At 61.1% G+C, this 26,054-nt stretch carries 26 protein-coding genes and 1 tRNA gene; 25 read left to right on the top strand and 2 right to left on the bottom strand.

All coding sequences use genetic code 11. The features are described from left to right. The 20 genes from ihfA to Q1V60_RS02535 all read left to right on the top strand — a co-directional run bounded on the left by ihfA (position 1) and on the right by Q1V60_RS02535 (position 21,138). Positions 1-303, top strand: coding sequence for an integration host factor subunit alpha (ihfA, locus tag Q1V60_RS02630; protein WP_002553164.1), 303 nt, complete (start codon positions 1-3; stop codon positions 301-303). Then, positions 284-640 carry a MerR family transcriptional regulator gene (locus Q1V60_RS02625; RefSeq protein ID WP_003174972.1) on the top strand — a complete coding sequence of 119 codons (357 nt, stop codon included), beginning with the start codon at positions 284-286 and terminating at the stop codon, positions 638-640. Before ihfA ends, Q1V60_RS02625 begins: the two co-directional genes overlap by 20 nt. A 91-nt stretch (positions 641-731) precedes the next feature. Then, positions 732-808 (top strand) — tRNA-Pro (locus tag Q1V60_RS02620). A gap of 1,126 nt (positions 809-1,934) precedes the next feature. Then, entirely contained in the window at positions 1,935-3,632 is a 1,698-nt protein-coding gene (locus tag Q1V60_RS02615; protein WP_300627199.1) for an ATPase, T2SS/T4P/T4SS family, read from the top strand. Further along, complete coding sequence (gene gspF, locus Q1V60_RS02610; protein WP_300627197.1) at positions 3,629-4,825, top strand: type II secretion system inner membrane protein GspF; 1,197 nt, start codon at positions 3,629-3,631, stop codon at positions 4,823-4,825. The genes Q1V60_RS02615 and gspF overlap by 4 nt, the downstream gene beginning before the upstream one ends. A 20-nt stretch (positions 4,826-4,845) precedes the next feature. Beyond that, positions 4,846-5,256 (top strand): type II secretion system major pseudopilin GspG, encoded by a 411-nt coding sequence (gene gspG, locus Q1V60_RS02605; protein ID WP_300627196.1) that lies wholly within the window; start codon positions 4,846-4,848, stop codon positions 5,254-5,256. A 7-nt stretch (positions 5,257-5,263) separates the two neighbouring features. Then, positions 5,264-5,689, top strand: coding sequence for a GspH/FimT family pseudopilin (locus tag Q1V60_RS02600; RefSeq protein ID WP_300627195.1), 426 nt, complete (start codon positions 5,264-5,266; stop codon positions 5,687-5,689). After that, positions 5,686-6,018, top strand: coding sequence for a type II secretion system protein (locus Q1V60_RS02595; protein WP_300627193.1), 333 nt, complete (start codon positions 5,686-5,688; stop codon positions 6,016-6,018). Before Q1V60_RS02600 ends, Q1V60_RS02595 begins: the two co-directional genes overlap by 4 nt. Next, positions 6,015-6,623 (top strand): prepilin-type N-terminal cleavage/methylation domain-containing protein, encoded by a 609-nt coding sequence (locus Q1V60_RS02590; protein WP_300627191.1) that lies wholly within the window; start codon positions 6,015-6,017, stop codon positions 6,621-6,623. The genes Q1V60_RS02595 and Q1V60_RS02590 overlap by 4 nt, the downstream gene beginning before the upstream one ends. Beyond that, the gene (locus Q1V60_RS02585; protein WP_300627190.1) at positions 6,620-7,321 is read left to right on the top strand and encodes a general secretion pathway protein GspK; all 702 of its coding nucleotides are present in this window, start codon (positions 6,620-6,622) and stop codon (positions 7,319-7,321) included. The genes Q1V60_RS02590 and Q1V60_RS02585 overlap by 4 nt, the downstream gene beginning before the upstream one ends. Further along, positions 7,318-8,310 (top strand): PilN domain-containing protein, encoded by a 993-nt coding sequence (locus Q1V60_RS02580; protein WP_300627189.1) that lies wholly within the window; start codon positions 7,318-7,320, stop codon positions 8,308-8,310. The genes Q1V60_RS02585 and Q1V60_RS02580 overlap by 4 nt, the downstream gene beginning before the upstream one ends. Further along, positions 8,285-8,884 (top strand): type II secretion system protein GspM, encoded by a 600-nt coding sequence (gene gspM, locus Q1V60_RS02575; protein ID WP_300627188.1) that lies wholly within the window; start codon positions 8,285-8,287, stop codon positions 8,882-8,884. The genes Q1V60_RS02580 and gspM overlap by 26 nt, the downstream gene beginning before the upstream one ends. Further along, positions 8,881-9,381 (top strand): general secretion pathway protein GspN, encoded by a 501-nt coding sequence (locus tag Q1V60_RS02570; RefSeq protein ID WP_300627186.1) that lies wholly within the window; start codon positions 8,881-8,883, stop codon positions 9,379-9,381. Before gspM ends, Q1V60_RS02570 begins: the two co-directional genes overlap by 4 nt. A gap of 5 nt (positions 9,382-9,386) precedes the next feature. After that, on the top strand, positions 9,387-11,516 hold the full coding sequence (gspD, locus tag Q1V60_RS02565) for a type II secretion system secretin GspD (RefSeq protein WP_300627185.1): 2,130 nt from the start codon (positions 9,387-9,389) through the stop codon (positions 11,514-11,516). Between the two features lie 129 nt (positions 11,517-11,645). Continuing rightward, complete coding sequence (locus tag Q1V60_RS02560) at positions 11,646-11,990, top strand: FKBP-type peptidyl-prolyl cis-trans isomerase (RefSeq protein WP_300627184.1); 345 nt, start codon at positions 11,646-11,648, stop codon at positions 11,988-11,990. A gap of 517 nt (positions 11,991-12,507) precedes the next feature. Continuing rightward, positions 12,508-15,213 carry a magnesium-translocating P-type ATPase gene (gene mgtA / locus Q1V60_RS02555; protein WP_300627182.1) on the top strand — a complete coding sequence of 902 codons (2,706 nt, stop codon included), beginning with the start codon at positions 12,508-12,510 and terminating at the stop codon, positions 15,211-15,213. A 102-nt stretch (positions 15,214-15,315) separates the two neighbouring features. After that, positions 15,316-16,032: an MgtC/SapB family protein gene (locus Q1V60_RS02550; protein WP_300627181.1), complete on the top strand. Its 717-nt coding sequence runs from the start codon at positions 15,316-15,318 to the stop codon at positions 16,030-16,032. A gap of 307 nt (positions 16,033-16,339) precedes the next feature. Beyond that, positions 16,340-16,966 carry a response regulator transcription factor gene (locus tag Q1V60_RS02545; RefSeq protein WP_300627179.1) on the top strand — a complete coding sequence of 209 codons (627 nt, stop codon included), beginning with the start codon at positions 16,340-16,342 and terminating at the stop codon, positions 16,964-16,966. A 1-nt stretch (position 16,967) separates the two neighbouring features. Then, on the top strand, positions 16,968-20,591 hold the full coding sequence (locus tag Q1V60_RS02540; protein ID WP_300627177.1) for a transporter substrate-binding domain-containing protein: 3,624 nt from the start codon (positions 16,968-16,970) through the stop codon (positions 20,589-20,591). 124 nt (positions 20,592-20,715) lie between these two features. After that, entirely contained in the window at positions 20,716-21,138 is a 423-nt protein-coding gene (locus Q1V60_RS02535) for a chemotaxis protein CheY (protein WP_300627175.1), read from the top strand. Between the two features lie 42 nt (positions 21,139-21,180). Here Q1V60_RS02535 and Q1V60_RS02530 read toward each other — a convergent pair whose 3' ends face one another. Next, the gene (locus tag Q1V60_RS02530; protein ID WP_300627173.1) at positions 21,181-22,260 is read right to left on the bottom strand and encodes a 3-deoxy-7-phosphoheptulonate synthase; all 1,080 of its coding nucleotides are present in this window, start codon (positions 22,258-22,260) and stop codon (positions 21,181-21,183) included. Positions 22,261-22,878: 618 nt separating this feature from the next. Between Q1V60_RS02530 and Q1V60_RS02525 the strand changes: the two genes are divergently transcribed. After that, positions 22,879-23,628: a carbon-nitrogen hydrolase family protein gene (locus tag Q1V60_RS02525; RefSeq protein ID WP_300627171.1), complete on the top strand. Its 750-nt coding sequence runs from the start codon at positions 22,879-22,881 to the stop codon at positions 23,626-23,628. Beyond that, positions 23,629-24,060, top strand: a complete 432-nt coding sequence (locus Q1V60_RS02520; protein WP_300627169.1) for a GNAT family N-acetyltransferase — start codon at positions 23,629-23,631, stop codon at positions 24,058-24,060. It begins immediately after the preceding gene. Positions 24,061-24,094: 34 nt separating this feature from the next. Here the strand turns inward: Q1V60_RS02520 and Q1V60_RS02515 are convergent, their stop codons facing one another. Continuing rightward, a complete protein-coding gene (locus Q1V60_RS02515) occupies positions 24,095-24,334 on the bottom strand; it encodes a DNA-binding protein (RefSeq protein ID WP_300627168.1) in 240 nt (79 codons plus the stop codon). 82 nt (positions 24,335-24,416) lie between these two features. On the opposite strand from Q1V60_RS02515, the gene Q1V60_RS02510 reads away from it, so the two are divergent. From Q1V60_RS02510 to Q1V60_RS02500, 3 genes are all read left to right on the top strand, one after another. Next, entirely contained in the window at positions 24,417-24,782 is a 366-nt protein-coding gene (locus tag Q1V60_RS02510) for a helix-turn-helix transcriptional regulator (RefSeq protein ID WP_300627166.1), read from the top strand. Between the two features lie 151 nt (positions 24,783-24,933). Continuing rightward, positions 24,934-25,575 (top strand): UvrY/SirA/GacA family response regulator transcription factor, encoded by a 642-nt coding sequence (gene uvrY / locus Q1V60_RS02505; protein WP_017530522.1) that lies wholly within the window; start codon positions 24,934-24,936, stop codon positions 25,573-25,575. Between the two features lies 1 nt (position 25,576). After that, on the top strand, positions 25,577-26,054 hold a 478-nt coding region (locus Q1V60_RS02500), incomplete at its 3' end, for a GIY-YIG nuclease family protein (RefSeq protein WP_300627159.1).

Here is a 26,054-nt window from a genome sequence, read left to right as displayed (position 1 = left end):
ATGGGGGCTTTGACGAAAGCTGAGATGGCGGAACGTCTGTACGAAGAGTTGGGTCTGAACAAGCGTGAGGCCAAGGAATTGGTCGAGCTGTTTTTTGAGGAGATCAGGCACGCTCTGGAAGACAACGAACAGGTCAAATTGTCCGGTTTCGGCAATTTTGACCTGCGGGACAAACGCCAGCGGCCTGGCCGCAATCCAAAAACGGGAGAAGAAATCCCGATCACGGCTCGCCGTGTGGTCACCTTTCGTCCAGGGCAGAAGTTGAAGGCCCGAGTTGAGGCTTATGCTGGAACCAAGTCATAACGACGAGCTACCCGTCATCCCAGGCAAACGCTACTTCACCATTGGTGAAGTCAGCGAGCTGTGTGCGGTAAAACCGCATGTGCTGCGCTATTGGGAGCAGGAGTTTCCTCAGCTCAACCCCGTCAAACGCACCGGGAACCGTCGGTATTATCAGCGCCAGGATGTGCTGATGATCCGACAGATCCGCGCGTTGTTGTACGATCAGGGGTTCACCATCAGCGGCGCGCGCCAGCGCATGTCCGGTGATGAAGCCAAAGACGACACCACCCAATACAAGCAATTGATCCGCCAGATGATCTCCGAACTCGAAGATGTGCTGGTGGTGTTGAAGAAATGATTCGGGCCTTTAAAAATACTTCCACATTTCAAAAGCTTGCGGTATATTCCGGTTCGCTTCGTTAAGAAGCAAACCCAGTAACACGCCTAGTCGGGGCGTAGCGCAGTCCGGTAGCGCACTAGCATGGGGTGCTAGGGGTCGAGTGTTCGAATCACTCCGTCCCGACCATATTATTCAATGACTTAGGCCAATGTTCACAGCATTGGCCTTTTTCATGTGCGTGACATTTGCGTGACTTGTTTTTTTAAGCCTGCTTCCTCTTCAATCGTCAGGACCGGTCTGCGAGAATCGGTTGCTGATACCGTGTTTGCAGCTTCAATCAGGTGCCCTCTTTAATAGCGTTGTTCGCGTCGATTGCGTCCTGCTTTGTGTATCCGATGTGGGTCATAAATACCTCAGCAAATCAGTTGTGCCAGTGCAGCAGGCACCAGGAGTAGCCGGGGAGTTGGGTTAATCGGCATCGATGAAGTAGTTGCGGCGGTCGTCATCGTCGCGGCGCTGTAAGGACTCACCATCCTTGCGATGCTGCTCAGCCTCATGCCCAGCACTTTCCACCGGCTCCAGCTTGTTGCAGCGTCGGCGCGGCTGTTCCGTGCCAGTGGATGTAGAGGTGATCGCACTTAATTCCCCCTGACGACTTGAGTGCGGCGTCGGTTTCGTATTTCAGCACGCAGGAAATGCCACCCGCCTCAGCGCTCCATCTACGCAAAAACCCCTTCAGCACATCCGCCCGCTCATCCGCTGCGGTCAGGCGCTTTTTCCGCTCCTTCGCCGCCCTCGATCACTGCCGGAGTGCACTGATCCTCAGCAGAAACGCCAAGGGTCAAGCCAAGCTCGCATCGCGCTGTGGAATCGCGGCTCTGCATGCGCGTCTTTTTAGTCGGGCAGCCGTTGCAGGGCGCCACGCTCGCGGATCGCTTGAGCGTGTTTGCTGCGCCAGTGCAGAACGGCGTCCAGTTCTTCAACCGTTTGACTTACCTTGCTCATACTCAAAACCTCAATTGTCTGTGCCGGTGCAGTAATCCGTGAGTCTTTTTCACTGCCCATTAATTAAACGGGAAAGTACCTGAGCAACTAGTAAGCATGGCCAATTGCAATTAATGGCAATTGGCCCAGTGCTCTAAATCAGTGCATTCAGCAACGTTTTGTATTTTATTCTCCATGCTCAGGAACTAGAGCTATAACTTCCAGTCGATACCCCCGGCTAACTCCTGCCAGGGCCATGGCGAACTAATGGCATTGCTCGGTAGTTCCAAATAGCCATACTTTTCGCCCTATTAGATATCACTCGATTATGTCGTCAGCCCCCATCGATGCCTGCCAGATGCCTGTCCCGCACACCGAGCAGGTGTGCGCATGGTTGATGGCGCATGCAGGGTTGAAGGCCGCCGACCTGGAGCGCGCCAGACGTTTATCCGCTGAGGGTACTGACCTTTTGGGTGTGCTCACGCGCCTGGGGCTGATCAGCGAACTCGAACTGGCGCGGGCCTGGGCAGCCTTGCTCGACGCGCCCCTGTTGCATGCCGATTCCGCGCCGGCGTTGCTCGACCCTTTGCCCGCGCTGACCGAGCGCTTTATGCGCCACTACCAAATGGTGCCCACCGGCTGGGCCGATGGCGGGTTGCGCGTACTCGCGGCCAACCCGGCTCAGCTGTATCCGTTCAAGGCCCTGGCCTATGCCTGCCAGGTGCCGATCTGGCTGGCCATAGGCCCGCGCACTGAAGTCGACAGCCTGATTGAGCGCTACTACGGCCAGGGTCGATCCGCCATGGGCACGCTGGTGGAAAATCTGGGTGAGCAGGGCGGCGCCTTGGAAGATATCGAGCACCTCAAGGACATGGCGTCCGAAGCGCCGGTGATTCGCTTGGTCAATCTGATCCTGCAGCGTGCCGTGGAACAGCGCGCCTCGGATATCCATATCGAACCCTTCGAGCACCAGTTCAAGGTGCGCTATCGCATCGACGGTGTGCTGCATGATGCCGAGGCGCCCCCGGCCAGCTCTTCGGCGGCGGTGATTTCACGGGTGAAGATCATGGCGCGCCTGGACATTGCCGAGCGTCGCTTGCCTCAGGATGGCCGCATCATGTTGCGCATCCAGGGCAAGGAATTGGATTTGCGCGTGTCCACCGTGCCCACCAGTTTCGGCGAGTCGGTGGTGATGCGTTTGCTCGACCGTCAGACCGTGCAATTCGATTTCCCCAGCCTGGGCTTCGATGGTCAGCGCCTGGCTGCCTTTCTCGACTTGCTGGAACGGCCCCACGGTATTCTGCTGGTGACCGGGCCGACCGGTTCGGGCAAAACCACCACGCTCTACACCGCGTTGACGCGCCTTAACACCGCCGAACGCAAGATCATCAGCGTGGAAGATCCGGTCGAATACCAGCTTGAAGGCATCAACCAGATCCAGGTAAAACCTGCCATCGGCCTGGATTTTGCCGGCGTGCTGCGCTCCATCGTGCGCCAGGACCCGGACGTGATCATGATCGGCGAAATCCGTGACCTGGAAACCTGCCGCATCGCCATCCAGGCCTCGCTCACCGGCCATCTCGTGCTGTCCACCCTGCACACCAACAGCGCTGCCGCCAGCATCACGCGGCTGCTGGACATGGGCGTGGAAAGCTACCTGATCGCCTCCACCGTCAGCGGCATTCTTGCCCAGCGCCTGGTACGCCGCCTGGACCCGGCCACGCGCGTGGCGTTCGAAGCGCCGCAGGCGTTGATCGCTGAACATGGCCTGGACCGTCTGACCGAGCAGCGTCCGATCCTGCTCTACCACGGCGATTACCATGGCCGCAGCGCCCTCACCGAATTGCTGGTGATGAACGATGAGGTGCGCGGCCTGTTGATGGGCCGCGCCGACGCCGCCACCCTTGAGCAGGCCGCTCGCCGCGCGGGCCTGCGCACCTTGTATGAAGAGGGCTTGCGCCAGGCGCTGGCGGGCATCACCACCTTGGAAGAAGTGCTGCGCGTGACCCGTGGGGAACACGCGTGACGCTGTTCAGGTTTCGCGCGCTCGACAGCCAAGGCGTCGCCCAAAACGGCACGCTGCAAGCCAAGGATCAAGCCGCTGCCGTCGCCGCGTTGCACAAGCGCGGCCTGCTGCTGTTGCGGATCGAAACCGCAGGCAGGCCGCTATTGAAGCGCGCGCGCGGGGCGTTGAAAGGCGCGGGCCTGGTGAGCTTCACTCAACAGCTGGCGACCTTGCTCGGTGCCGGCCAACCCCTGGAACGCTGCCTCGGCCTTTTGCTCAGACAGCCCGGCCCGCCTCAGGTACGCGGCTTGATCGAACGCATCCGCGACGAGGTCAAGGCCGGCAATCCGTTATCGGCCGCGCTGGAACAGGAGGGCGGCACCTTCTCGCCGCTGTACCTGAGCATGGTGCGCGCCGGTGAGGCCGGCGGTGCGCTGGAACGTACCCTGCGCCAGCTCAGCGACTACCTGGAGCGCAGCCAGCGGCTGCGTGGCGAGGTGATCAACGCGCTGATCTACCCGGCGTTCCTGGTGGTGGGCGTGTTGGGTTCGCTGGCGTTGTTGCTGGCGTACGTGGTGCCGCAATTCGTGCCGATTTTCCAGGACCTGGGCGTGCCGATCCCGCTCATCACCGAAGTGATCCTGGGGCTTGGCGAGTTTCTCGGCGCCTATGGGCTGCTGGTGCTGGCCGGATTGTTTGCCCTCCTGTGGACGTTGGTCATGGGCCTGCGCAACCCACGCCGCCGCGAGCGCTGCGACCGCCGTGTGCTGGGCTTGCGTGTACTCGGGCCGCTGCTGCAACGGGTCGAAGCGGCGCGGCTCACGCGCACCCTGGGCACCTTGCTCAGCAACGGCGTGGCGCTGCTGCCGGCGCTGGTGATCGCCCGGCAAGTCTGCGGCAACCGTGCGCTGCAGGCGCAGGTGGCGATGGCTGCAGAGTCGGTGAAGGCGGGCGGCACCCTGGGCCAGGCGTTTGGCGACCAACCCTTGCTGCCCGAACTGGCGCTGCAAATGATCGAAGTCGGTGAACAGGCCGGTGAACTGGACAGCATGCTGCTCAAAGTCGCCGATATTTTCGATGTCGAGGCCAAGCGTGGCATCGACCGCTTGCTCGCCGCGCTGGTGCCCACCCTGACTGTGGTCATGGCGGTGCTGGTGGCGGTGATCATGCTTGCGATCATGCTGCCGCTGATGAGCCTCACCAGCCATATATGAATATTCAAGGAGCTATAACGATGAATGCCCGACGCCGCCAACGCGGTTTTACCCTGCTGGAAATGCTCGCCGTGATCGTGCTGCTGGGCATTGTCGCGACCATTGTGGTTCGCCAGGTCGGCGGCAATGTGGACAAAGGCAAGTACGGCGCGGGCAAGGCGCAACTCGCCAGCTTGAGCATGAAGGTCGACAGCTACGCGCTGGATGTCGGCTCGCCCCCCACCAGCCTCCGACAGCTGGTGGACAAGCCCGCGACGGCCTCCAGTTGGGCCGGACCGTACGCCAAACCGTCGGAACTGAAAGACCCGTTCGGCCATGCGTTCGGCTATCGCTTTCCCGGTGAGCACGGCGCCTTTGACCTAATCTTCTACGGCCAGGACGGCCAGCCCGGCGGCGAGGGCTACAGTGCCGACCTGGGCAATTGGGAATAGCCCGCCCATGGCCCAGCGCGGATTTACCCTGCTGGAAATGCTGGTGGTGATCCTGCTGATCAGCCTCGCTGCCGGCTTGCTGAGTGTCGGGCTGCGCCAGGGCCTGCAAGCGGCCAAGGAGCGGCGTGTGGTCGGGCAAATGGTCGAGGCGCTGCGCACCACGCGGGCCAGCGCGATCATCAGCGGCCAGGCGTCGCGTACTGAATTTGATCTGCACAACCGAGCGTTCAGCGCCCCTGGCCGGGCGCCGATGCATTGGCCGCAAGACCTGCAACTGAATGTGCATACCGCCGAGCAGGCCGGCTCGGCGGTTGAGTTCTACCCTGATGGCAGTTCCACGGGCGGCAATCTGTTGTTGACCAGCGGCACCCGGCGCTGGCGTATCGATATCGGCTGGCTGACCGGCAGCGTGCAGTCCAAGGCGCTGCCATGAAGCGCCAGGGCGGTTTCACCCTGCTCGAAATGCTTGCCGCCCTGACGCTGCTGGCGGTGTGCAGCACGGTGTTGCTGGTCGCCTTCGGCCAGAGCGCACGGTCCCTGGCGCAGGTGGCGCGCAGTGACCGGCTCGCCCATGCGGCGCTCACGGTGCTCGATCAGGAAACCGCCGGCCGCCTCGACAGCGGAGTCAGCCAGGGCGAACTGGATGGTATCCACTGGCAACTGACGCTCAGTCGCCAACAGCCGCACCTGTATCGCATCGACCTGACTGTCAGCGAAGGTGTGCACCAGGCGCATTTCAGCACCTTGAAGGCGCGCCTGTGAAGCGCCGTGAGCAGGGCTTCACCTTGCTGGAAATTCTCGTGGTGCTCAGCTTGCTGGCGGTGTTGCTGGTGCTGGTCGGTGGCGCGTTGCTGGGCGCCAATCGTGCGGTGTCCAAGGCCCAGCGTTACACCGTCAGCCTCGACGAAATGCGTGCCGCCCAGCAGTTCTTGCGCACCGCCATCAGCGAGGCGCTGCCCCTGGATGTGACCGAGGACGACAGCCAGGCCGAGGGTTTCTTCAGCGGTACGGCCGAGCGCCTGCAGTTTGTGTCGACCTTGCCGGGTGTCCTCGGCGGCGGCATCCAGCGCTTTACCCTGCAGCAGGTCGATCAGACCTTGCAGGTGGCGTTCTCGCAGTTGGAATCCCACATCAACGTTGCCCGTGCTGAGCCGCAGGTATTGCTCAACCACGTTGAGCACGTGCAGTTCAGCTACAGGGGCCTGTCGCCCCTGGGCCAGCCGACCGGCTGGATCACTGAGTGGCCCTGGCCCAAGCGCTTGCCTTATGCGGTGCGCATCGTTGCCGACATCAACGGGCCGGTGCCGTGGGTCACCCAAGTGATTGCGCTGCGCCTGAACCTGTCCAGCGCAAGCCTGGAAGAATGAAGCGCCAGCGCGGTGCGGCGTTGCTGCTGGTGCTGTGGGTGCTGGCATTGCTCAGCGTGTTGCTCGGCGGCCTGGCCGGTTGGGTGCAGTTGCAGAGCCGCCAGGCACTATGGCTTGGGCAGCACACCCGCACGCAATTGGCTGCTCAAGCCGGTATCGCTTTGGTCATGGCGCAACAGCACTGGGTGGCCGACGGGCGCGCTATCGCGCTGACTTTTGACGATGCCCGCTTGCAGGTCAGCCTGCGCAGCGAGCGCGGCAAGCTGTACCTCGTCAATGCCGCGGCGGATGACCTCACGCGTTTGGCCCTGGCCTGCGGCGCCACGCCGGTTCAGGCACAGCAGTGGGTCAGGGCGCTCGAGGCCCGGCGTCACCAGGGCCTGGCACCGTTTCGGGTGCTCGAAGAAGTGCGTCAGCTACCTGGCATGACCCAGGCGCTCTACAGCCAACTGCTGCCCGAAATCACCCTGTGGAGCGACCTGGATCGGCCCGATCCGGCGTTCGCCAGCCCCTTGATGCGCAAGGCGCTGAACCTGCCGAACCAGAACGCCGAGGGCGCCGACCCCGGCCAAGTATTGGAAATCGACAGCCGCGCCGAGCGCCCCGGCGGTTATCAGGCGCGACTGCGTATCACCGTTTCACTGAGCCCAGCGGAGGACAGCGCACAGCCCTATCGGGTGGTGCGGTGGCAAGAATGAATCGACTCGAACCTATCGCCCGGTATTGGCGCGCCAGCCTGCTGCAACAGGCTTGGCGCCTGTGGCTCGCGGAGCTGCGCGGCTGTGTGCCGAGCTGGCTGGCGCTCCATGAACCGCCGGAGCGTATCCATCACTGGCCGCTGACCGCGCCGGTCGAAGCGGGCAATGCGCGCCAAGTGCTGATGCTCGGCCCTGACGACGTGCTGCAGCAAACCGTGCAATTGCCCCTGGCCGCCGCACGCAACCTGGACAACGTAGTGGGTTATGAGCTGGACCGCTACACGCCATTCGACGCCGAGCAGTTGTACTTCGTCGCTCGTCAGGAACGTCGTACGCCCACTCACCTTGAAGTGATGCTGGTAGCGATCCTGCGCGAACGCCTGGACCAGATCCTCGCCGACTGCGCCACCCTCGGCCTGCGGCCCCATCGCGTGGATGTGGCTGACTTGGGCATCGATCTGTTGCCCGCAAGCCTGCGCCCACGCCAACGTCCGCCGGGCATGGGATTGCAGCGCAGCCTGCCGTGGCTGTGCGGCGCGTTGCTGATCGCGGCGATGCTGCTGTGGCTCAACGACCGCCAGCGCGTACTCGATGCCATGCAGCACAGCGTCGAGCAACAAAAAGCCCAGGTAGCCCAGGTGCATGCCCTGCGCCAGCAACTGCTCAATACCCAGGGTGCGGCGCAGTACCTCGCGCGGCGCAAACTGGCGCAACCGCCGTTGGCCGGGCTGCTGAATGATTTGACCCGCTGCCTGCCTGCCGACACTTGGCTTGATCAGTTGGACGTCAAGGGCAGCGAGATTTCCATCGCTGGCCAAAGCGCCAAGGCCAGCGGCCTGATCACCCGGATCAAAAGCTGCCACCGTTTGGAAAACGCCCAGTTCGAAGGGGTGATTCAACCCGACGCGCGCACCGGCAAGGATCAGTTTGCCTTGCGTGCCCACTTGCGCCAGGAGGCTGCCGATGCGCCGACCCCTCACACCCCGTGAACGTCGCGGGGCGGCCTTGCTGATTCTGGCCGTTGTGCTTGGCGCGGCCTATTGGCTGTTGATCGACAGCTGGTTCGCCGGGCCGCTGCGCAGCATGGGCGCACATGCCGAACAGTTGCGCGAACAGCAGCAGCGTTATGTCGGCGTGTTGCGCCAGGGCGATGCGCTGCGCCAGCAGCTTGAGCTGGCGCGGCAGGACCCGGCCAGCAGCGCCAGCCTGTTGCCGGGGGATGACCCCGACGTGGTCGCCGCCGACCTGATGCAGCGCCTCGCCGACCTCGTCGCCAGCCAGGCCAGCCGCGGCGGCGGTTGCAGCCTGACCCAGCGCAAGCCGATCACCGCCGAGCAGGACGACGGCGAGCCGTATCGTCAGGTCAAGGTCAGTCTGACCCTCAAGTGCGCCATCGAACCCTTGACCGCGATTCTGCATGCGCTGGAGTATCAGCCGCCGTTTCTGTTCGTCGACGAACTGCGCATCCGTCGCAGTCGCGAGGCGCCCGTGCGGGGCGGGGCGGGCCAGTTGGTGGTGAACCTGCTGGTGCGCGGCTACCTGCAACCGGCGGTGGCACCATGAACAGCACGTTGCGCCCCTTGGAGTGGGGCTTGCTCGGCCTCGCCGCGTTATTGGGGCTGTTGATGGCCCTGATCCTCAGCAATATTGGCGATGAACCGCAATGGTTGCCCGAGGCACCGGTGCCGGCGCAGCCCGTCGTCAACCTGCAGGCGCCACCCACGGCTGCCTTGGCCGACCTCGCCGGCACCTGGCAGGCGCCGCTGTTCAGCCCGGATCGCAGCCCTGATCGCGTGGCGGGCAAAGCGCGGGTCACCAGCCTGTCCAGCCTGGCCCTCAGCGGCATCATGATTACAGGCAACCTGCAAATGGCGATGCTTAAACAAGCCGACGGCCCACCGCTGACCGTCCGCTTGGGCCAGACCCTGCCCAACGGTTGGCGCCTGGAACACCTTACCCCGCAAACCGCCCGTTTCGCCCTGGACGGACGCACCCAAACCCTGAGCCTGTACGGTAAGCGGTTGCCCTCGATTTCTTCTTCTCGCGAGCCCCTCCCTTGATTGATATGCGCACCCCGTTGTTTTGCCTGGCCACCACCGTCGCCCTCGGCGGCTGTGGCGCGCTGCCCGACCGCCTCGACCCGGATAAAGAGCTGCTCCACGAAGCCCTGCAAGGCACCGGTTCGCAACGCCCGCCCAGCGAGGCGCCAGCGTTGCAAAGCCCGCAGCCCGAGGCGACGTCACCCCAGCAGCGCCAGGTGATTCGCGGCAATCAACAGTTCGTACGCCCGCCTGCATCGACGCCCGCTGCGAAGCGAGAGGAGGGCGGCGACATTGTGTTCAACTTCCAGGACCAACCCATCGAAGCGGTGATCAACAGCGTGATGGGCGACCTGCTGCACGAAAACTACAGCATCGCCCAGGGCGTAAAGGGCAATGTCAGCTTCTCGACCTCCAGGCCGGTGGATAAGCGCCAGGCGTTGTCGATCCTCGAAACCCTGTTGTCCTGGACCGATAACGCCATGATCAAGCAGGGTGAGCGCTATGTGATCCTGCCGGCCAACCAGGCGGTGGCCGGCAAGCTGGTGCCGCAGATGCGCGTGGCGCAGCCCGCCAGCGGCCTCTCGGCCCGCCTGTTTTCGCTGCGCTATATCTCTGCCACCGAGATGCAGAAACTGCTCAAGCCTTTCGCCCGGGAGAACGCCTTCCTGCTGGTGGACCCGGCGCGCAATGTGCTGAGCCTGGCCGGCACTCCGGAAGAACTGGCCAACTACCAGGACACCATCGACACCTTCGATGTGGACTGGCTCAAGGGCATGTCGGTAGGCGTGTTCGGCCTGCAACGCGCTTCGGTGGCCGAGCTGATGCCCGAGCTGCAAGCCATGTTCGGCGCCGACAGCGGCACACCCCTGGCGGGCATGCTGCGGTTTCTGCCGGTCGAGCGCACTAACTCAGTGGTGGCGATTTCTTCCCAGCCGCAGTACCTCAGTGAAGTGGGTGACTGGATTCGCACCATCGACGAAGGCGGCGGCAATGAGCCGCAGATGTATGTATACGATGTGCGCAACATGAAGGCGGCGGACCTGGCCAAATACCTGCGGCAGATCTACGGCAATGGCACCATCAAGGACGACACCCCGGCAAAGGTCGCGCCGGGGTTGCGCACCACCACGCTGTCCTCGTCCACCAGCGCCGGTTTGCAGGCCGACACCCCCATGCCCGCCGCCGAGCAAGCCGACTCGCAGAGCAGCGAAGATACCCAGGCGCCGCCCATCAGCGACCTTGAGGCCGGCACCCGCATCACCGCGCAAAAAAGCAGCAACCAACTGCTGGTGCGCACGCGTCCCGCCCAATGGAAAGAAATCGAAGCGGCGATCAAACGCCTCGATAACCCGCCGCTGCAAGTGCAGATCGAGACGCGCATTCTCGAGGTCAAACTGACCGGCGAACTGGACCTTGGCGTGCAGTGGTACCTCGGCCGCCTGGCCGGCAATTCCGGCAGCACCACGGTGGCAAATGCTTCCGGCAGCCAGGGCGCATTGGGCGGTGGCGGCGCCGGGCTGGGGGCGGCGGATTCGTTGTTCTATTCCTTTGTCAGCTCCAACCTGCAAGTGGCCTTGCACGCCCTGGAAACCAACGGCCGCACCCAGGTGCTGTCGGCGCCGTCGCTGGTGGTGATGAACAACCAGCCGGCGCAGATTCAGGTGGGCGATAACATTCCCATCAGCCAGACCACCGTCAACACGGGCGACGCCGATACCACCTTGAGCAGCGTCGAATACGTGCAGACCGGTGTGATCCTGGACGTGGTGCCGCGCATCAATCCGGGGGGCCTGGTGTATATGGATATTCAGCAGCAGGTCAGCGATGCCGAGAACCAGACAGGGAGCAGCGAGACGCCGGTCAACCCGCGGATTTCCACGCGTTCGGTGTCGACTCAAGTCGCTGTGCAGAGTGGACAGACGGTATTGTTGGGTGGGCTGATCAAGCAGGACAACGCGCAGTCCGTCAGTGCCGTGCCGTATCTGGGGAGAATTCCCGGGTTGCGCTGGTTGTTTGGCAACACCAGCAAATCCAAGGACCGTACGGAGCTGATCGTGCTGATTACCCCAAGGGTGATTACCAGCAGCGGCCAGGCGCGGCAGGTGACGGATGATTACCGTCAGCAGATGCAGCTGTTGCGGCCCGCTCAGTAGGCTTGGATTCTCGCGGTACACCGGTGAGAGGGGAACGTCTCTCTCACGGTTGTATCGACTGCTCCCGCACTTGCCAAACCCACCCGATTCTGGGAAAACCCCACCTTTCACGCCTTCAATGAGAACCCCATGAGCAACGACGAACTGCAGGTCACCGACATCCGCCTGGGCGACGGCAAAACCGTGGTCAAGGGCGCGCTGATCACCACTCAGTACACCGGCACCCTGGAAGATGGCACGGTGTTCGATTCGTCCTGGGATCGGGGCAAACCGTTCCAGTGCGTGATCGGTACCGGTCGGGTGATCAAGGGCTGGGACCAGGGCTTGATGGGCATGCAGGTCGGTGGCGTGCGCAGGTTGTGTGTGCCGGCGCATCTGGCCTACGGCGAGCGCTCGGTGGGGGCGCATATCAAGCCCAACAGTCCCTTGCGCTTTGAGATCGAATTGCTGGAAGTGCTGACGCGGGATGATTGAAACGTTGCTTTGCAAGGAGACGGCGGCGACAGGAGCGTATCGATGGCCATGGTTTTTGCAAGCCAGCCAGGTGGGTGCGCAAAGTCCGTTCCTGAACCCATCCTGAAGAATATTCTTATTCCTCATGCGGTAACTTTCCTACGGTTTACTCCGCATAAATCGCGGCGTAAGCTTCGCGCGTTTTCATCAATAGCGGAGACCCTCAGTGGGTACTTGTTCGAGTGACAGTAGTCGGCCGGTTTCGGTAACCGGCACATACTTGGCAAGGTAACGCGCATTGTCCAGATGCCGTTGTCTCGCCACAAAAGCGAGAAGCGGCATTCCGGCAGCAGCCAGTCCTGGCGCCTGCCTGAACCTCTCTCATCGACGCTGACCAGCACCTGAGTTGCCTCGGGAGGCTACGGACGCGCCTGCCTGTTACGGCGGGCGTGCCAGGTTCGGCTGTGCCTGTTTGACGGGGTGCGGCACGGACGGGCAGTACCTGCACGACGGTTTTTCCTCGCGCAGGAGTAACACCATGAACCTCACGCTGCTCAAAGAGTTCTTCGCCGGCTTCCTGCGGAACCGGCATATCGCCCGGCACTTTCGCCGCTTGGCGATGCTGGAGTCCGTGACCGACGCCAGTGTCAACCGCGAAATACCGCCAAGCCTGGCGCAAACCCTGTTAGCCGCCGCCAACAACAGCGCCGTGCAATTACTGGGCAGGCTGGGCAGCCGCGCCGAGGGCCTGAGCACCCAGGAGGCCGACGCATTGCGCGCTCAATACGGGCTCAATGAGGTCGAGCACGAGCAGCCGCTGCCATGGTCGGTGCATGTATGGCACTGCTATAAAAACCCGTTCAATCTGCTGCTGACCTTGCTGGCGGTGATCTCCTGGCTGACCGAGGACATGAAGGCCGCCACGGTGATTTTCTCCATGGTGGTGCTCTCGACCCTGTTGCGTTTCTGGCAGGAGGCCAAGTCGAACAAAGCCGCCGACGCATTGAAGGCGATGGTCAGCAATACGGCGACCGTGCTGCGCCGGGATGCGGCCAAGCGCTTTGAACTGCCGATCAAGCAATTGGTGCCGGGCGATCTGATCGTACTGTCGGCCGGTGACATGATCCCGGCCGATTGCCGCGTGCTCAGTGCCAAGGACCTGTTCGTCAGCCAGGCGGCGATGACGGGTGAATCGATGCCGGTGGAGAAGTTCGTCGAGCAGCAGGATGCTCACGCTCGCAATCCGCTGGACTTGGAAAACATCCTGTTCATGGGCACTAATGTGGTGTCCGGCGCCGCCACGGCGGTGATTCTGGCCACCGGCAACAGCACTTACTTCGGTGCGTTGGCGCAGCGCGTCACGGCGACCGACCGCGCCACTACCTCGTTCCAGCATGGCGTCAACAAGGTCAGTTGGCTGCTGATCCGCTTTATGTTCGTGATGGCGCCGCTGGTGTTGTTCATCAACGGGTTCACTAAGGGCGACTGGACCGAAGCGTTGCTGTTCGCGCTCTCGATTGCCGTGGGCCTTACCCCCGAAATGCTGCCGATGATCGTCACCTCGACGCTGGCCAAGGGTGCGGTGTTCCTGTCGCGCAAGAAAGTCATCGTCAAGCGTCTGGACGCGATCCAGAACTTCGGCGCCATGGATGTGTTGTGCACGGACAAAACCGGCACGCTCACCCAGGACAGGATTTTCCTGGCGCGCCATGTGGATGTGTGTGGCCAGGAGTCCGAGGATGTGCTGGAAATGGCCTACCTCAACAGCTACTACCAGACCGGCCTGAAAAACCTGCTGGATGTGGCCGTGCTCGAGCACGTCGAAATCCATCGTGAATTAAAAGTCGGTACCGCCTTCCAGAAGGTCGATGAGATTCCCTTCGATTTCAATCGTCGTCGCATGTCGGTCGTGGTAGCGGAGCACGACCAGCCGCATCTGTTGATCTGCAAGGGCGCGGTGGAAGAAATCCTGTCGGTGTGCAGCACCGTGCGTCATGGCGAGAGCAACGAGGCATTGACGCACGAGCTGCTGGCGCGCATCCGCCAGGTGACCGCAGCGTTCAACGAAGAGGGCCTGCGCGTGGTGGCCGTGGCCGCGCAACCGATGGCGTCCGGTCGCGACACCTACAGCCTGGCGGATGAAAACAACCTGACGCTGATCGGCTATGTGGCCTTCCTCGACCCACCCAAGGAAAGCACCGCGCCGGCGCTGAAGGCCCTGAAGGCCCATGGTGTAGCGGTCAAAGTGCTGACGGGGGACAACGAGCGGGTTACCGCAAAAATCTGCCGTGAAGTAGGCCTGGAGCAACAAGGGCTGCTGATGGGCAACGATATCGAAGACATGACCGACGCCGAGCTGGCTCAGGCCGTGGAAACCACCAATGTGTTCGCCAAGCTCACGCCCAGCCACAAGGAGCGCATCGTGCGCCTGCTCAAGGCCAACGGGCATGTGGTCGGCTTCATGGGGGACGGCATCAACGATGCGCCGGCACTGCGTACTGCGGATATTGGCATCTCGGTGGACAGCGCCGTGGACATCGCCAAGGAAGCCGCCGACATCATCCTGCTGGAAAAGAGCCTGATGATCCTGGAAGAGGGCGTGCTGGAAGGCCGACGCACCTTCGCCAACATGCTCAAGTACATCAAGATGACTGCCAGCTCCAACTTCGGCAACGTGTTCTCGGTGCTGGTGGCGAGCGCGTTTATCCCGTTTCTGCCGATGCTGCCGATGCATCTGCTGGTGCAGAACCTGCTGTATGACATCTCACAGATCGCCATTCCTTTCGACAATGTCGACGAGGAGATGCTCGCCAAGCCGCAGCGCTGGCAGCCGGGAGAAGTAGGCCGCTTCATGCTGTTCTTCGGGCCGATCAGCTCGATCTTTGACATCACCACGTTCGCACTCATGTGGTACGTCTTCGATGCCAACACTCCGGACCACCAGACCCTGTTCCAGTCGGGCTGGTTCGTGGTGGGGTTGCTCACCCAGACATTGATCGTGCACATGATCCGCACCCCGAAAATACCGTTCCTGCAAAGCCGTGCGGCGATGCCGTTGATGGTCATGACGGGTGTGATCATGGCCGTCGGGATCTTCCTGCCGATGGGGCCGTTGGCGCACTACTTCAAATTGCAGGCACTGCCATCGCTGTACTTTGTGTTCCTGCCCATGATTTTGCTGGCGTACATGGCACTGACCCAGGCGGTGAAGGGCTACTACGTCCGCAAGTTTGGCTGGCAGTAACCCGTTCCATGCAGCACCGCAGAATCTGTAGGGGCCGGGCAAGCCAGCCCCCACACTGAGCGGTGCCGGTTTCAATTTCCAGCTGCATACAGGAGATTTTTTATGCAGGCCATCAACAACATCAACCTCGACTCTCTGATCGACACGGTCGTCAGCCTCTCGGCGGCGTTTATTCTTGGCGGTTTGATCGGCTTCGAGCGCCAGTACCGCCAGCGCACCGCAGGCTTGCGTACGAACGTGCTGGTGGCGGTCGGCGCGGCGATTTTTGTCGACATGGCCAATCGGCTGGGCGGCGCGGAAGGTGCGGTGCGCGTGGTCGCGTATGTGGTGTCGGGTATCGGCTTTCTGGGGGCCGGTGTGATCATGCGCGAAGAAGGCAATGTGCGCGGGCTCAACACGGCCGCCACCCTCTGGGCATCGGCTGCGGTCGGAGCCTGTGCCGGTGCCGACCTGATCCTTGAGGCGTTGCTGGGTACGCTGTTCGTACTGGCGGCCAATACCTTGCTGCGCCCGATCGTCAATAACATCAACCGCCAGCCGTTGGACGTGGTATCGGCCGAGGTCACCAACATCCTCTATGTCATCGCGCGGCGTAGCCAGCAGCAAGCGGTCATGGTGCTGCTGGAAGCCGAGCTGGCGCGATGCAACTACCCGGCCAGTGATGTGGATGTACGGCCGTTCGGCAGCGAAGAGGTTGAAATCGAGGCCACCCTGGCCGCGACGTCGGTCGACGGCGACGAGCTGGATGCGTTGGTGGCGCGTATTTCCAACTCTTCCCTGGTGGTGCAGGCGTTCTGGAGCCCAAGTACCACCGACTGATTCGCCTGCCTGGACCCCCGTCGCGCCGCCATCGGCTAGGCTTTTTTGTAAGGAGAATCCTACAGCAAGTCAGGACTATCCCTTCAATCAAAACGGCATTGCATTGTTAAGGTTGGGCACTTACGGCTGGCCGCTCGTTCGTTCGCGTCCAGCCGTCATTGCTCGTGATGTTTCAATGCAAGGGACCGGCCTGAGACTGGCTATCGTCCTGAGAGGGTGCAGTGCCGTTTGTCGGAACTGTCATTTCTCACAGGTAGCGAGGTCCCCATTTGATATGTAAGGGTACTTTGTCCGCCTAGGGGTGTGTATGAGCAAAGCTTTAATCGTGGATGACCATCCGTTTATACGTGCGACGGTCAAACATCTGCTGAAGATGGAAGGATTCGATGAAATTTTTCAGGCAGGTGATGGCGCGGATGCGATGCAACTGGCGCGGGAGCAACGTCCCGAGCTAGTCATCCTTGACCTGGCGATGCCCAAGCTGGGGGGGTTGGAGGTTATCGCTCGGATCAAAGCCCTGGGCCTGCCATGCAAAATCCTGGTGCTGACCTCTTACCTGGCCGTGTTTTTTTCCACCCGTTGCATGCGAGCCGGAGCCATGGGGTTCGTGGCCAAGACCGGCGAGCTGGACGAGTTGCAAAAGGCTATCAGGGCGATCCAGTCGGGCTACAGCTGTTTTCCGAGCCTGCCCACCAGCTCGGTACGCCGTGACGATTTGCAGGAAACCGAGCGGCAGATGATCGAGTGCTTGTCGGACCGAGAGTTGACCGTATTGCAGAAGCTGGCCCTGGGGCTGGGCAACAAGGAAATTGCCGAAGACATGCTGCTGAGCCACAAGACCATCAGTACTTACAAGACACGCCTCAAGGAGAAGCTCCGTATGTGCTCAGTGGTGCACCTGTCCAAATTTGCCCAGCGCAATAATCTGATCTGAAATGGCGGCCATCGCGTTCAAGCGGTTCGCCACGATCCTGGGGCTGAGCCTGTTGCCCCTGGTCGCGATGGCCTTTGATGAGCCCAATGTATTACGCCTGTTGGGCCACTCCCGTATCGACACTCCCATCGTCACGCTGCAGGAGGCCGACTGGCGCTGGTTGCGCGAAAGGCGCACGTTGCTGATGGGGGTGTCCGCTCCCGATTACGCCCCCTTTGACCTGACCAATAACCGTGAAGAACTCGAAGGGATTACCGCCGATTTTGCAGCGCTGATCGGCCAGGCCCTGAATATCTCCATCGAGGTTCGGTGTTACGAGACCCGCGATGAAGTGATCGAGGCCCTCAAGCGAGGCGATGTGGATTTCCTCGGCTCGGCCAATGGCTATGAAGCGGCCGACCCGCAACTGGTCTTGTCGCGCTCCTACGCCAGTGACCAACCCACCCTGGTGACCCGTACCAACGATAGCCAGGCGCTGAGTGACGACTTGGCGGGCAAGCGCGTGGCGATGCTTTATCACTATTTGCAGCCTGAGGTGGTGCGGGCTTTTTACCCTCGCGCTCAGGTGGAGTTGTACTCTTCGGCCTTCGAGGCTATCGGCGCGGTGGCGTTTGGACGCGCCGATGTGTATCTGGGCGATGCCATCAGCACCAATTACCTGATCAACCGAAACCAGCTCAATATTGTGCGCATGGCGGATTTTTCCACCCTTGAAGTCAACCCATTTGCCTTTGCGTTCACCCGGCAGAATACCCGGCTGCCGCCGATCATCGATGCGGCGCTGGAGGCGATTCCCGCCGGTGAGCAGATGGAAATATTGCGCCGCTGGAGCGGCGGCAACCTCGGCATTGTCGGCACCGGTCGGTTGCACTTAAGTGCCAGTGAACAACGCTGGCTCCTCAAGCATCCACGGGTCAAGGTCGCGGTGCTCGACAAACTCCTGCCGCTGTCAGTCATCGATGATCAGGGGCAGTTCGAGGGCCTGAGTGCCGAGGTGCTGTCGCGTATCAGCCTGCGCACCGGTTTGAAATTCGACGTGGTGCCGGGCAACTCGATACCGCGTCAGATCGACGAGGTCAGCATGGGCGCGGTGGATATGCTGGCGGTCGTGACCCCGAGTGTCGAACGCGCCGAAAAGGTGCGGTTTACCCGGCCCTACCTGACCAACGCCTTGGTGCTGGTCACCCGAGGTGATGAACACAGTCCGGTGATATTGGAAGACATGGTGGGTAAGCGCCTGGCGATGATCAGCGGCAACGGGCTGCGCGATACGATCACGCGAGACTTTCCCGGCATCGTATTTGTCGATGTAGAGAACGCGGAGCAGGCCATGGCGATGGTGGCGAAAGGCGAAGCGGACGCGGCAGTCAATTCGCTGATCAGTGCGCGCTATATGATCGCCCGGTATTACCGTGACCGGTTGCGCATCACCAGCACGGTCGGCTCGGAACCGGCGCGCATCACATTCGGGGTCAACCGCAGTCAGTTGGAGCTTTATTCGATCCTCGACAAGGCACTGTTGAGCATCACTCCCCAGGAAATGGACGAGATGATTGCCCAATGGCGCAGCGACGTGATTATCGAAAACAGCTATTGGCTGCGGCACCGCAACGTGATCATCCAGGGGTTCGGGCTGGCCGCTCTGTTACTGATTGTCACGCTGAGCTGGGCCATCTATCTGCGCAGCCTGATTCGCAAGCGCGTCCAGGCCGAACGCGCCTTGAGCGACCAGATGCGTTTTATGAGCGTCCTGATCGACGGCACACCTCACCCCATCTATGTGCGTGACCGGCAGGGGCGGTTAATGGCCTGCAATAACGCTTACCTGGATGTGTTTGGCTACAAGCTCGAAGACGTGATTGGTAAAACCGTGGTGGAAACCGACTCTGGCAATCTGCCGCAGGCCCAGTCGTTTCATCAGGATTACCTGCACTTGATGGCAGAAGGCGAGCCGCAGATTCACGACCGTATACTCAAGTTGCCCACGGGCGAGGTGCTGACCATCTACCAGTGGATGCTGCCATACCGAGACGGTGACGAAAAAGTGGTGGGCATGATTGCCGGCTGGGTGGATGTCAGCGAGCGCCAACAACTACTGGGCCAGTTGCAGGAAGCCAAGGACGACGCCGACGCCGCCAACCGGGCCAAGACCACCTTCCTGGCGACCATGAGTCACGAGATCCGCACGCCGATGAACGCGGTGATCGGCATGATCGAGCTGGCCCTGAAAAATGCCGAGCAAGGCTTGGCCGACCGGGATGCCCTGGAAGTGGCTTCGGAGGCTTCGCGCGGCATGCTGGAGTTGATCGGCGATATTCTCGATATCGCACGGATCGAGTCCGGTCATTTGTCATTGACCCTGGAGCCGGCCAATCCGCACGAGCTGCTGACGTCGGTGGCACGCGTGTTCGAAGGCCTGGCGCGGGCCAAGGGGTTGGCGCTGCAGGTTGAACTTGATCCATTGATCGATCGCGTGGTTCTGGTTGACCCGCTGCGTTTCAAGCAGGTGGTATCGAATCTGCTGAGCAACGCCATCAAGTTTACCCATCGGGGCCAGGTCAAGCTCGGTGCCCAGGCGGCCTTCGATGGGGAACATCTGGGGCTGCAATTATGGGTGCAGGACAGCGGAATTGGCGTCAGTGCCCAAGACCAGTTACGCCTGTTCAGCCCCTTTGTCCAGGGTAGCAATGGCGAACAGTCGGCACGTAGCGGCTCTGGCCTGGGGTTGGTGATCAGCCGCAACTTGTGCGAAATGATGGGCGGGCGGCTGCACTTGAGCAGTGTGCTGGGGCAGGGCACGCGGGTGGATGTGACGTTGGCCTTGGTCATGACCACCGCAGTGCCGCAGGAGGACGCTTCGGCGAATGCGCCGGTATCGCCGTCGCCCGCCCTGAGTATTCTGGTGGTGGACGATTACCCGGCCAACCGTTTGCTGCTGGCTCGACAGTTGAGTTTCCTGGGCCACCGTATCACGACGGCCGAGGACGGGGTTCAGGGGCTTGAGCAGTGGCGTGCCGGGGCGTTCGATGGCGTCATCACCGATTGCAATATGCCCTTCAAGAACGGCTACCAGTTGGCACAGGACATCCGCGTATTGGAACGTGAACGAGGCCTGGCGCCGTGTCTGCTCTTGGGGTTCACCGCCAATGCCCAGCCTGAAGAAACCGAGCGTTGCCGGCAAGCCGGTATGGATGGGTGCCTGTTCAAACCTACCGGGCTTGACGATCTGCGCGTGGCGCTGGCATCTCGCTCCACCTACGTCCTTGGCCCTGAAGCGGCGGCGTTTGATCTGAGTACGCTGATCGCGTTGACGGGGGAGGATCATCACGCGCTCACAGAGCTGTTGTTACCCTTGCTTGACAGCCTCGAGGCGGATCGGGCGCTGTTGCCTGCGCTGCGGCGCAAGGCTGACTTCGCCAAGCTGCACGACCTGGCACATCGCGCCAAGGGCGGTGCTCGAATGGTCAAGGCACGCGAGTTGATCACTCGCTGCGAAGCGCTGGAGGCCGTCTGTGAAAGGCAAGACCGCAACGCGCTGGTGGCCGCGGTCGACGGTGTGAGCGAGGCGATCATCGCGTTGCATGAGGGGCTGAGCCTTTATTGCGATCAGCTTCGAACCCAATAATGGCCATTCGGGACTTTTGGGAGAAATCCTACGCGAGGGGGGAATATGCCTGATTTTGTCTTCGGAATTTGTCTGGAAAATGGGCGGCGCTCACTGACGAGCGCTGCCTGCCCAGGGGTTTGCCATGCCGAATAAAGCACTGACCATCCTGATTGCCGATGATCTGCACATGCAACGGTTGTACATCGAAAAAATGCTTAACCAGTTGGGGTATTACCGGATTGTGCCGGTGCAAACCTTCGAAGAAGTCCAAATCCTCACCGCCATTCCGGCCGAACCCTTTGATGTGCTGATCATCAATGCAGGGCTGGCGGCCCAGGCGAGTGGGCCCCATCCTCAGGCACGCCATGTGCTGGTGTACGACAACCTGGACCTGAGTGCACCCGCCGACGCAATGCCGGCCGTGTCGGTACGCCTGCCGGGCGTGCCGGATAACGTCAATCTCGAACACTTCATGGACATCATCGACCCACCTGAGGCCATGACCGGCTTGCGGGTGTTGCCGTGGTTAAGGGCGTTGTCCCACCAGCCGGTGGTCGGGGTATAGGTCCACGCTGGCACAAGCCCCTGCAGCGTTAATCCTTGCCTGTCACTTGGTATTGCTGTGTTCACGAAGGCGCCCGGCGGCACTGCGCAGCAATTGCTCGGTGCCCGTCCAACCCAGGCAACCATCGGTTACCGACACCCCGTATTTCATTGACGGGCTCAGAGGCTGGCAACCTTCGAACAGGTGGCTTTCGAGCATCATGCCGATCAACGACGTATCGCCCTGCAAGCGTTGCTCCAGCACCTCGCTGAACACGGCCGGCTGGCGCAGCGGGTCTTTGCCGCTGTTGGCGTGGCTGCAATCGACCATGATGCGTGACGCCACTTTGGACTTGGCCAGGTCGTGTTTGACCTGAGCCACACTCTGCGCATCGTAGTTTGGCCCACGGTGACCGCCGCGCAGCACCAGGTGGGTGTCGGGGTTGCCCGGCGTCTGGATGATCGCCGGATGCCCCTGGCTGTCGGCGCCGAAATGGCGGTGTGGGTGCGACGCCGAGCGCATTGCGTCACAGGCAATCGCGACGCCGCCGTCGGTACCGTTTTTGAAACCTACGGGCATGTCCAGGCCGCTGGCCATTTCGCGGTGGATCTGCGATTCGGTGGTGCGCGCGCCAATCGCAACCCAACTGAGCAGGTCATCGAAGTAGCCGGCGGCCATGGGTTGCAACAGTTCGGTGGCGACCGGCAAGCCCAGGCGCAGCATTTCGCGCATCAGTTCCCGGGACAGGGCCAGGCCTGCGGCCATGTCATCGCTGCCATCGAGATGCGGATCGTAAGCCAGGCCTTTCCAGCCAATGGTTGTGCGGGGCTTTTCGACGTAGGCGCGGACTACCAGCAGCATCTGGTCGCTGACTTCAAGCGCCAGCTTCTTCAGGTTGCGTGCGTATTCCATGGCTGATTGCGGGTCGTGTATCGAGCACGGGCCGACAATTACCAGCAAGCGCGAGTCCTGACCATTGAGTATGGCGCGCACGGCTTGGCGATGGGCATGGATCTGTTCATTGAGGAACGGGCTGAGGGGCAGTTGGTGCTTGAGCTCAAGGGCGCTGGGCAGGCGTTGGGTAAGGGCTTGATTGGCGCTGTTCAGAGTGGATACGGGCAGTGCGGCGACAGAGGAGTTCATATTCAAGGTTTCCTGGGCAAGCGGCGGGCGATTCCCGCGCGCTTGGCCTACTGGGGTGTTCGACAATTGGCCGTATCGGCCAGGTGTGTTGGCTTGCCACCAAGAGGTGACCGATCGGAGGCGGCAGGCTGTCCCGAACGGAGCTGGCTAAATCGCCATGCAGCGCAAGTGTCGTAGCGGTAATAGGTGGCGTAGTTCATGTCGTGATTCCTTTAAGTGTGCTTGATCGAACAAAATTATCAGGGCCTGAAAAAACAAAACCCCCGGTCGGGGAGCCGACCGGGGGTTAGATTTCTCTGGCAGGCGACCCCTTGAGTAGTGGGCGCCGATTTCAGGTATCAGGCGCGCCAGTGGCTAAACCAATACCCAAAATAAAAGCTGACCAGTGCGCTCGAACCGTTCACACGCATAGCCGCCACCGAGCGCAAGGCGCGGATAGCGGAGCAAACATGAGTGTGGGTGAGTTGCAACATGGTACGTCTCCAAATGATGGGGGGAGCTTACTAGAGCCGAGCGGGTGGGTTCAATCAGTAATTTCTATTGCAGAGGGGGACTTACGACTATGGGGTGAGTGTCGATATGCTGCTCGCACCTCACAATGCTTGCCAGGACGCAACCATGACCGCCTTGACCCTTGCTGCGGCGCAAACCCTTTCCATTGCCGGTGACGTAGCGGCCAATATCGCGCGACATATGGTGTTCATGCAGGCTGCAGCCGCTCAGGGCGTGCAATTACTGGTATTTCCAGAGTTGTCGCTGACCGGTTATGAGCCTGCGCTGGCAGCCGACTTGGCCATCGCGCCTGAAGCTGCGTTGCTGGCGCCGTTACGCGAGTTGGCGCGGGAGCTGCGGTTGACGGCGGTGGTGGGGATGCCGATCCGTCTGGCGCCAGGGGCGGAGGTGCTGATTGGCGCCTTGGTGCTGGGGGGTGACGGCTCGGTGGCGGTCTACACCAAGCAGCATCTGCATCCGGGCGAAGACGTCGTGTTTGCGGCGGGGCAGGGCGGTGCGGCCCTTGACTGGGGAGATGATCGTATTGCGCTGGCCGTCTGCGCTGACTTCTCCCACGCCAGTCACCCACGCCAAGCGGCACTGGCCGGCGCCAATATCTATGCCGCGGGCGTGTTGATCAGCGAAAGCGGCTACGCGACGGACAGCGCGCTGCTCCAGGGGTATGCGGCCGAGCATTGCCTCCTGGTATTGATGGCTAACCACGGCGGCCCTTCGGGCGGCTGGGCCTGTGCCGGGCGCAGCGCGATATGGGCCGACGATGGCCGTTTGCTTGCGGCGGTGCCTGGCGTCGGCGAAGCGCTGGCGATTGCCCGCCGCGAAGGCGAGCGCTGGGTCGGGCATGTGGTGGCTTTATAAATGGCCTTCCACCTGCGCGCTGCGACGGACCAGGACCTGCCGTTTGCACGAAACCTGACTCACCAGGCCATGGATGGCTATTACGTGCAGTACCAGTTGCTGTGGTCCAACGATGGCTTCGATCGGGCCTGGGCGGGTCGGGAAAACTGGCTTATTTGCGATGATGACCGCGCAATCGGGTTTGTCAGCCTGAGCTGTGACAGCCAAGCACTCTATATCCGCGAATTGCATATGATCGAGGCATGCCGCGGGCTCGGCGCAGGCAGTTGGGTGTTACAGCAGATGGCGCTCAAGGCGCGAGCGCTGGGCCTTTTGCGTTTGACCGTGTTCAAGACTAATCCGGCCAAAAGGCTGTATCAGCGCAATGGGTTCAACATTGTCGGCGAAGAAGACGGGTTCTGGCGGATGGAACGCGTCTGTCGCTCAAGCTAAAACATGCGTCAGGTTCTAATAAGCGCATACTGGGTCAGGAGCCGATTTCCTGATCGTTGCTCTGGCCATCAGCCTCCGCAAGGATGATCCCCTCTTTCATGCCCAGAAGGACCGCTACCTTATGGGCCTCCCCACGCCGTCCCTTTTTGCGCCCAGCGAGCACTTGATAGGTGGTCGCCGGATCGACGCCATGTTCACGGGCGAACGCCTGAACTGACTTTCCTTGATGTTCCAGCCAAGCCTTGGCTTGTGCAGCAGTACGGATTCCGGGCATAGTTCAAAACCGTTCAATTTCGTTTAACGAAGAGACGAGTGTGTCACCTCTCGGGGTGTGCCAAATAGGATCATACATCCAAATGAGTGGAATCGGTTCGCGTTTAAGGCAAGAAAGAGAGCGACTTGGCCTGTCGCAAAAAGTTTTTGGTGAAATCGGAGGTGTCGAAGCTAATGCGCAAGGCAAATACGAAAGCGGCGGGCGCGCGCCCAAGGCTGACTACCTGTCTCGTGTGGCCGAGAGAGGCGTGGATATTTTGTATGTGTTAACTGGGAACGCTACGCCGATTCAACTGGAAAATCTGAGTCAGATTGAAGAAAAAGTGTTGGTTGATTACCGGGCGATGTTCAAGGAAGACCAGGATGCAATCCGCCGCCTGACGTCGACCTTGGCAGAGCATTCGCTTTCCAGCAATGGAAAAGCCAAGCCTCAGCCACAGGATTCCTGACCTTTTGCCCAGCAAATCCGGCCACCTGCCGCCTGCTGAATAGGCACCGAACGGTCAAACTCCATATATATGACGCTTGCGGCTAGGTCTGCGCCCAGGTTTTTTGCTAAGGTGTTCAGCAACCTATAAGACCATATCGCGAGGTGTCTGCTTGATTAGGGTGCTAGTAGTCGATGACCATGATCTCGTTCGTACAGGCATAACACGAATGCTGGCTGACATCGACGGCCTGCAAGTAGTCGGCCAGGCCGAGTCGGGGGAGGAGTCTCTGATCAAGGCCCGGGAATTGAAACCCGATGTGGTGTTGATGGACGTCAAGATGCCGGGTATCGGCGGTCTGGGCGCCACTACCAAATTATTGCGCAGCCATCCGGATATCAAGGTTGTGGTAGTCACAGTGTGCGAGGAAGACCCGTTTCCTACGCGTCTGTTGCAGGCGGGGGCCGCGGGTTACCTCACCAAGGGCGCTGGCCTTGCGGAAATGGTGCAAGCCATTCGCCTGGTATTTGCCGGCCAGCGTTACATCAGCCCGCAGATTGCCCAGCAGTTGGCCATCAAGTCCTTCCAGCCCACCAGCGACTCGCCATTCGATGCGCTGTCGGAGCGGGAAATCCAGATCGCCCTGATGATTGTCGGTTGCCAGAAGGTGCAGTCGATCTCCGACAAACTGTGCCTGTCACCCAAGACCGTCAACACCTACCGCTATCGCATCTTCGAGAAACTCGCCATCAGCAGTGATGTTGAATTGACCCTGCTCGCGGTGCGCCACGGCATGGTGGACGCCAGCGCCTGACATGACCACGCCGTTTGATCCAAGTGCCTTTCTCTCGACCTGCAGCGGCCGCCCCGGCGTGTACCGCATGTTCGACAGCGAGGCGCGCCTGCTTTACGTGGGCAAGGCCAAGAACCTGAAAAACCGTCTGGCGAGTTATTTTCGCAAGACTGGTCTCGCGCCGAAAACCGCCGCCCTGGTCGCACGCATCGCCCAGGTTGAAACCACCATTACCGCCAATGAAACCGAAGCGTTGCTGCTTGAGCAGACGCTGATCAAGGAATGGCGGCCCCCGTATAACATCCTGCTGCGCGACGATAAATCCTACCCCTACGTATTTTTATCGGACGGCGACTTCCCGCGGCTGAGCATTCACCGTGGCGCTAAGAAGCAGAAGGGCAAGTATTTCGGGCCTTACCCCAGCGCCGGTGCCATTCGCGAGAGCTTGAGCCTGCTGCAAAAGACGTTTTTTGTGCGCCAGTGTGAAGACAGCTTTTACA

The sequence above is a fragment of the Pseudomonas sp. genome (genome assembly GCF_030147005.1).
Classification (GTDB): Bacteria; Pseudomonadota; Gammaproteobacteria; order Pseudomonadales; family Pseudomonadaceae; genus Aquipseudomonas.
This window is presented reverse-complemented; position numbering and strand designations above follow the sequence as displayed.

Excerpts from the sequence above, each read along its gene's own strand:
- Q1V60_RS02570 (WP_300627186.1), top strand. The coding sequence starts at position 8,881 with ATGAACAGCACGTTGCGCCCCTTGGAGTGGGGCTTGCTCGGCCTCGCC.
- Q1V60_RS02510 (WP_300627166.1), top strand. The coding sequence starts at position 24,417 with ATGAGTGGAATCGGTTCGCGTTTAAGGCAAGAAAGAGAGCGACTTGGC.
- Q1V60_RS02535 (WP_300627175.1), top strand. The coding sequence starts at position 20,716 with ATGCCGAATAAAGCACTGACCATCCTGATTGCCGATGATCTGCACATG.
- gspD (WP_300627185.1), top strand. The coding sequence starts at position 9,387 with ATGCGCACCCCGTTGTTTTGCCTGGCCACCACCGTCGCCCTCGGCGGC.
- Q1V60_RS02530 (WP_300627173.1), bottom strand. The coding sequence starts at position 22,260 with ATGAACTCCTCTGTCGCCGCACTGCCCGTATCCACTCTGAACAGCGCC.
- Q1V60_RS02525 (WP_300627171.1), top strand. The coding sequence starts at position 22,879 with ATGACCGCCTTGACCCTTGCTGCGGCGCAAACCCTTTCCATTGCCGGT.
- Q1V60_RS02520 (WP_300627169.1), top strand. The coding sequence starts at position 23,629 with ATGGCCTTCCACCTGCGCGCTGCGACGGACCAGGACCTGCCGTTTGCA.
- Q1V60_RS02585 (WP_300627190.1), top strand. The coding sequence starts at position 6,620 with ATGAAGCGCCAGCGCGGTGCGGCGTTGCTGCTGGTGCTGTGGGTGCTG.
- Q1V60_RS02560 (WP_300627184.1), top strand. The coding sequence starts at position 11,646 with ATGAGCAACGACGAACTGCAGGTCACCGACATCCGCCTGGGCGACGGC.
- Q1V60_RS02580 (WP_300627189.1), top strand. The coding sequence starts at position 7,318 with ATGAATCGACTCGAACCTATCGCCCGGTATTGGCGCGCCAGCCTGCTG.
- Q1V60_RS02615 (WP_300627199.1), top strand. The coding sequence starts at position 1,935 with ATGTCGTCAGCCCCCATCGATGCCTGCCAGATGCCTGTCCCGCACACC.
- gspM (WP_300627188.1), top strand. The coding sequence starts at position 8,285 with ATGCGCCGACCCCTCACACCCCGTGAACGTCGCGGGGCGGCCTTGCTG.
- Q1V60_RS02545 (WP_300627179.1), top strand. The coding sequence starts at position 16,340 with ATGAGCAAAGCTTTAATCGTGGATGACCATCCGTTTATACGTGCGACG.
- Q1V60_RS02540 (WP_300627177.1), top strand. The coding sequence starts at position 16,968 with ATGGCGGCCATCGCGTTCAAGCGGTTCGCCACGATCCTGGGGCTGAGC.
- Q1V60_RS02600 (WP_300627195.1), top strand. The coding sequence starts at position 5,264 with ATGGCCCAGCGCGGATTTACCCTGCTGGAAATGCTGGTGGTGATCCTG.
- ihfA (WP_002553164.1), top strand. The coding sequence starts at position 1 with ATGGGGGCTTTGACGAAAGCTGAGATGGCGGAACGTCTGTACGAAGAG.
- Q1V60_RS02595 (WP_300627193.1), top strand. The coding sequence starts at position 5,686 with ATGAAGCGCCAGGGCGGTTTCACCCTGCTCGAAATGCTTGCCGCCCTG.
- Q1V60_RS02625 (WP_003174972.1), top strand. The coding sequence starts at position 284 with ATGCTGGAACCAAGTCATAACGACGAGCTACCCGTCATCCCAGGCAAA.
- gspG (WP_300627196.1), top strand. The coding sequence starts at position 4,846 with ATGAATGCCCGACGCCGCCAACGCGGTTTTACCCTGCTGGAAATGCTC.
- Q1V60_RS02515 (WP_300627168.1), bottom strand. The coding sequence starts at position 24,334 with ATGCCCGGAATCCGTACTGCTGCACAAGCCAAGGCTTGGCTGGAACAT.
- Q1V60_RS02550 (WP_300627181.1), top strand. The coding sequence starts at position 15,316 with ATGCAGGCCATCAACAACATCAACCTCGACTCTCTGATCGACACGGTC.
- mgtA (WP_300627182.1), top strand. The coding sequence starts at position 12,508 with ATGAACCTCACGCTGCTCAAAGAGTTCTTCGCCGGCTTCCTGCGGAAC.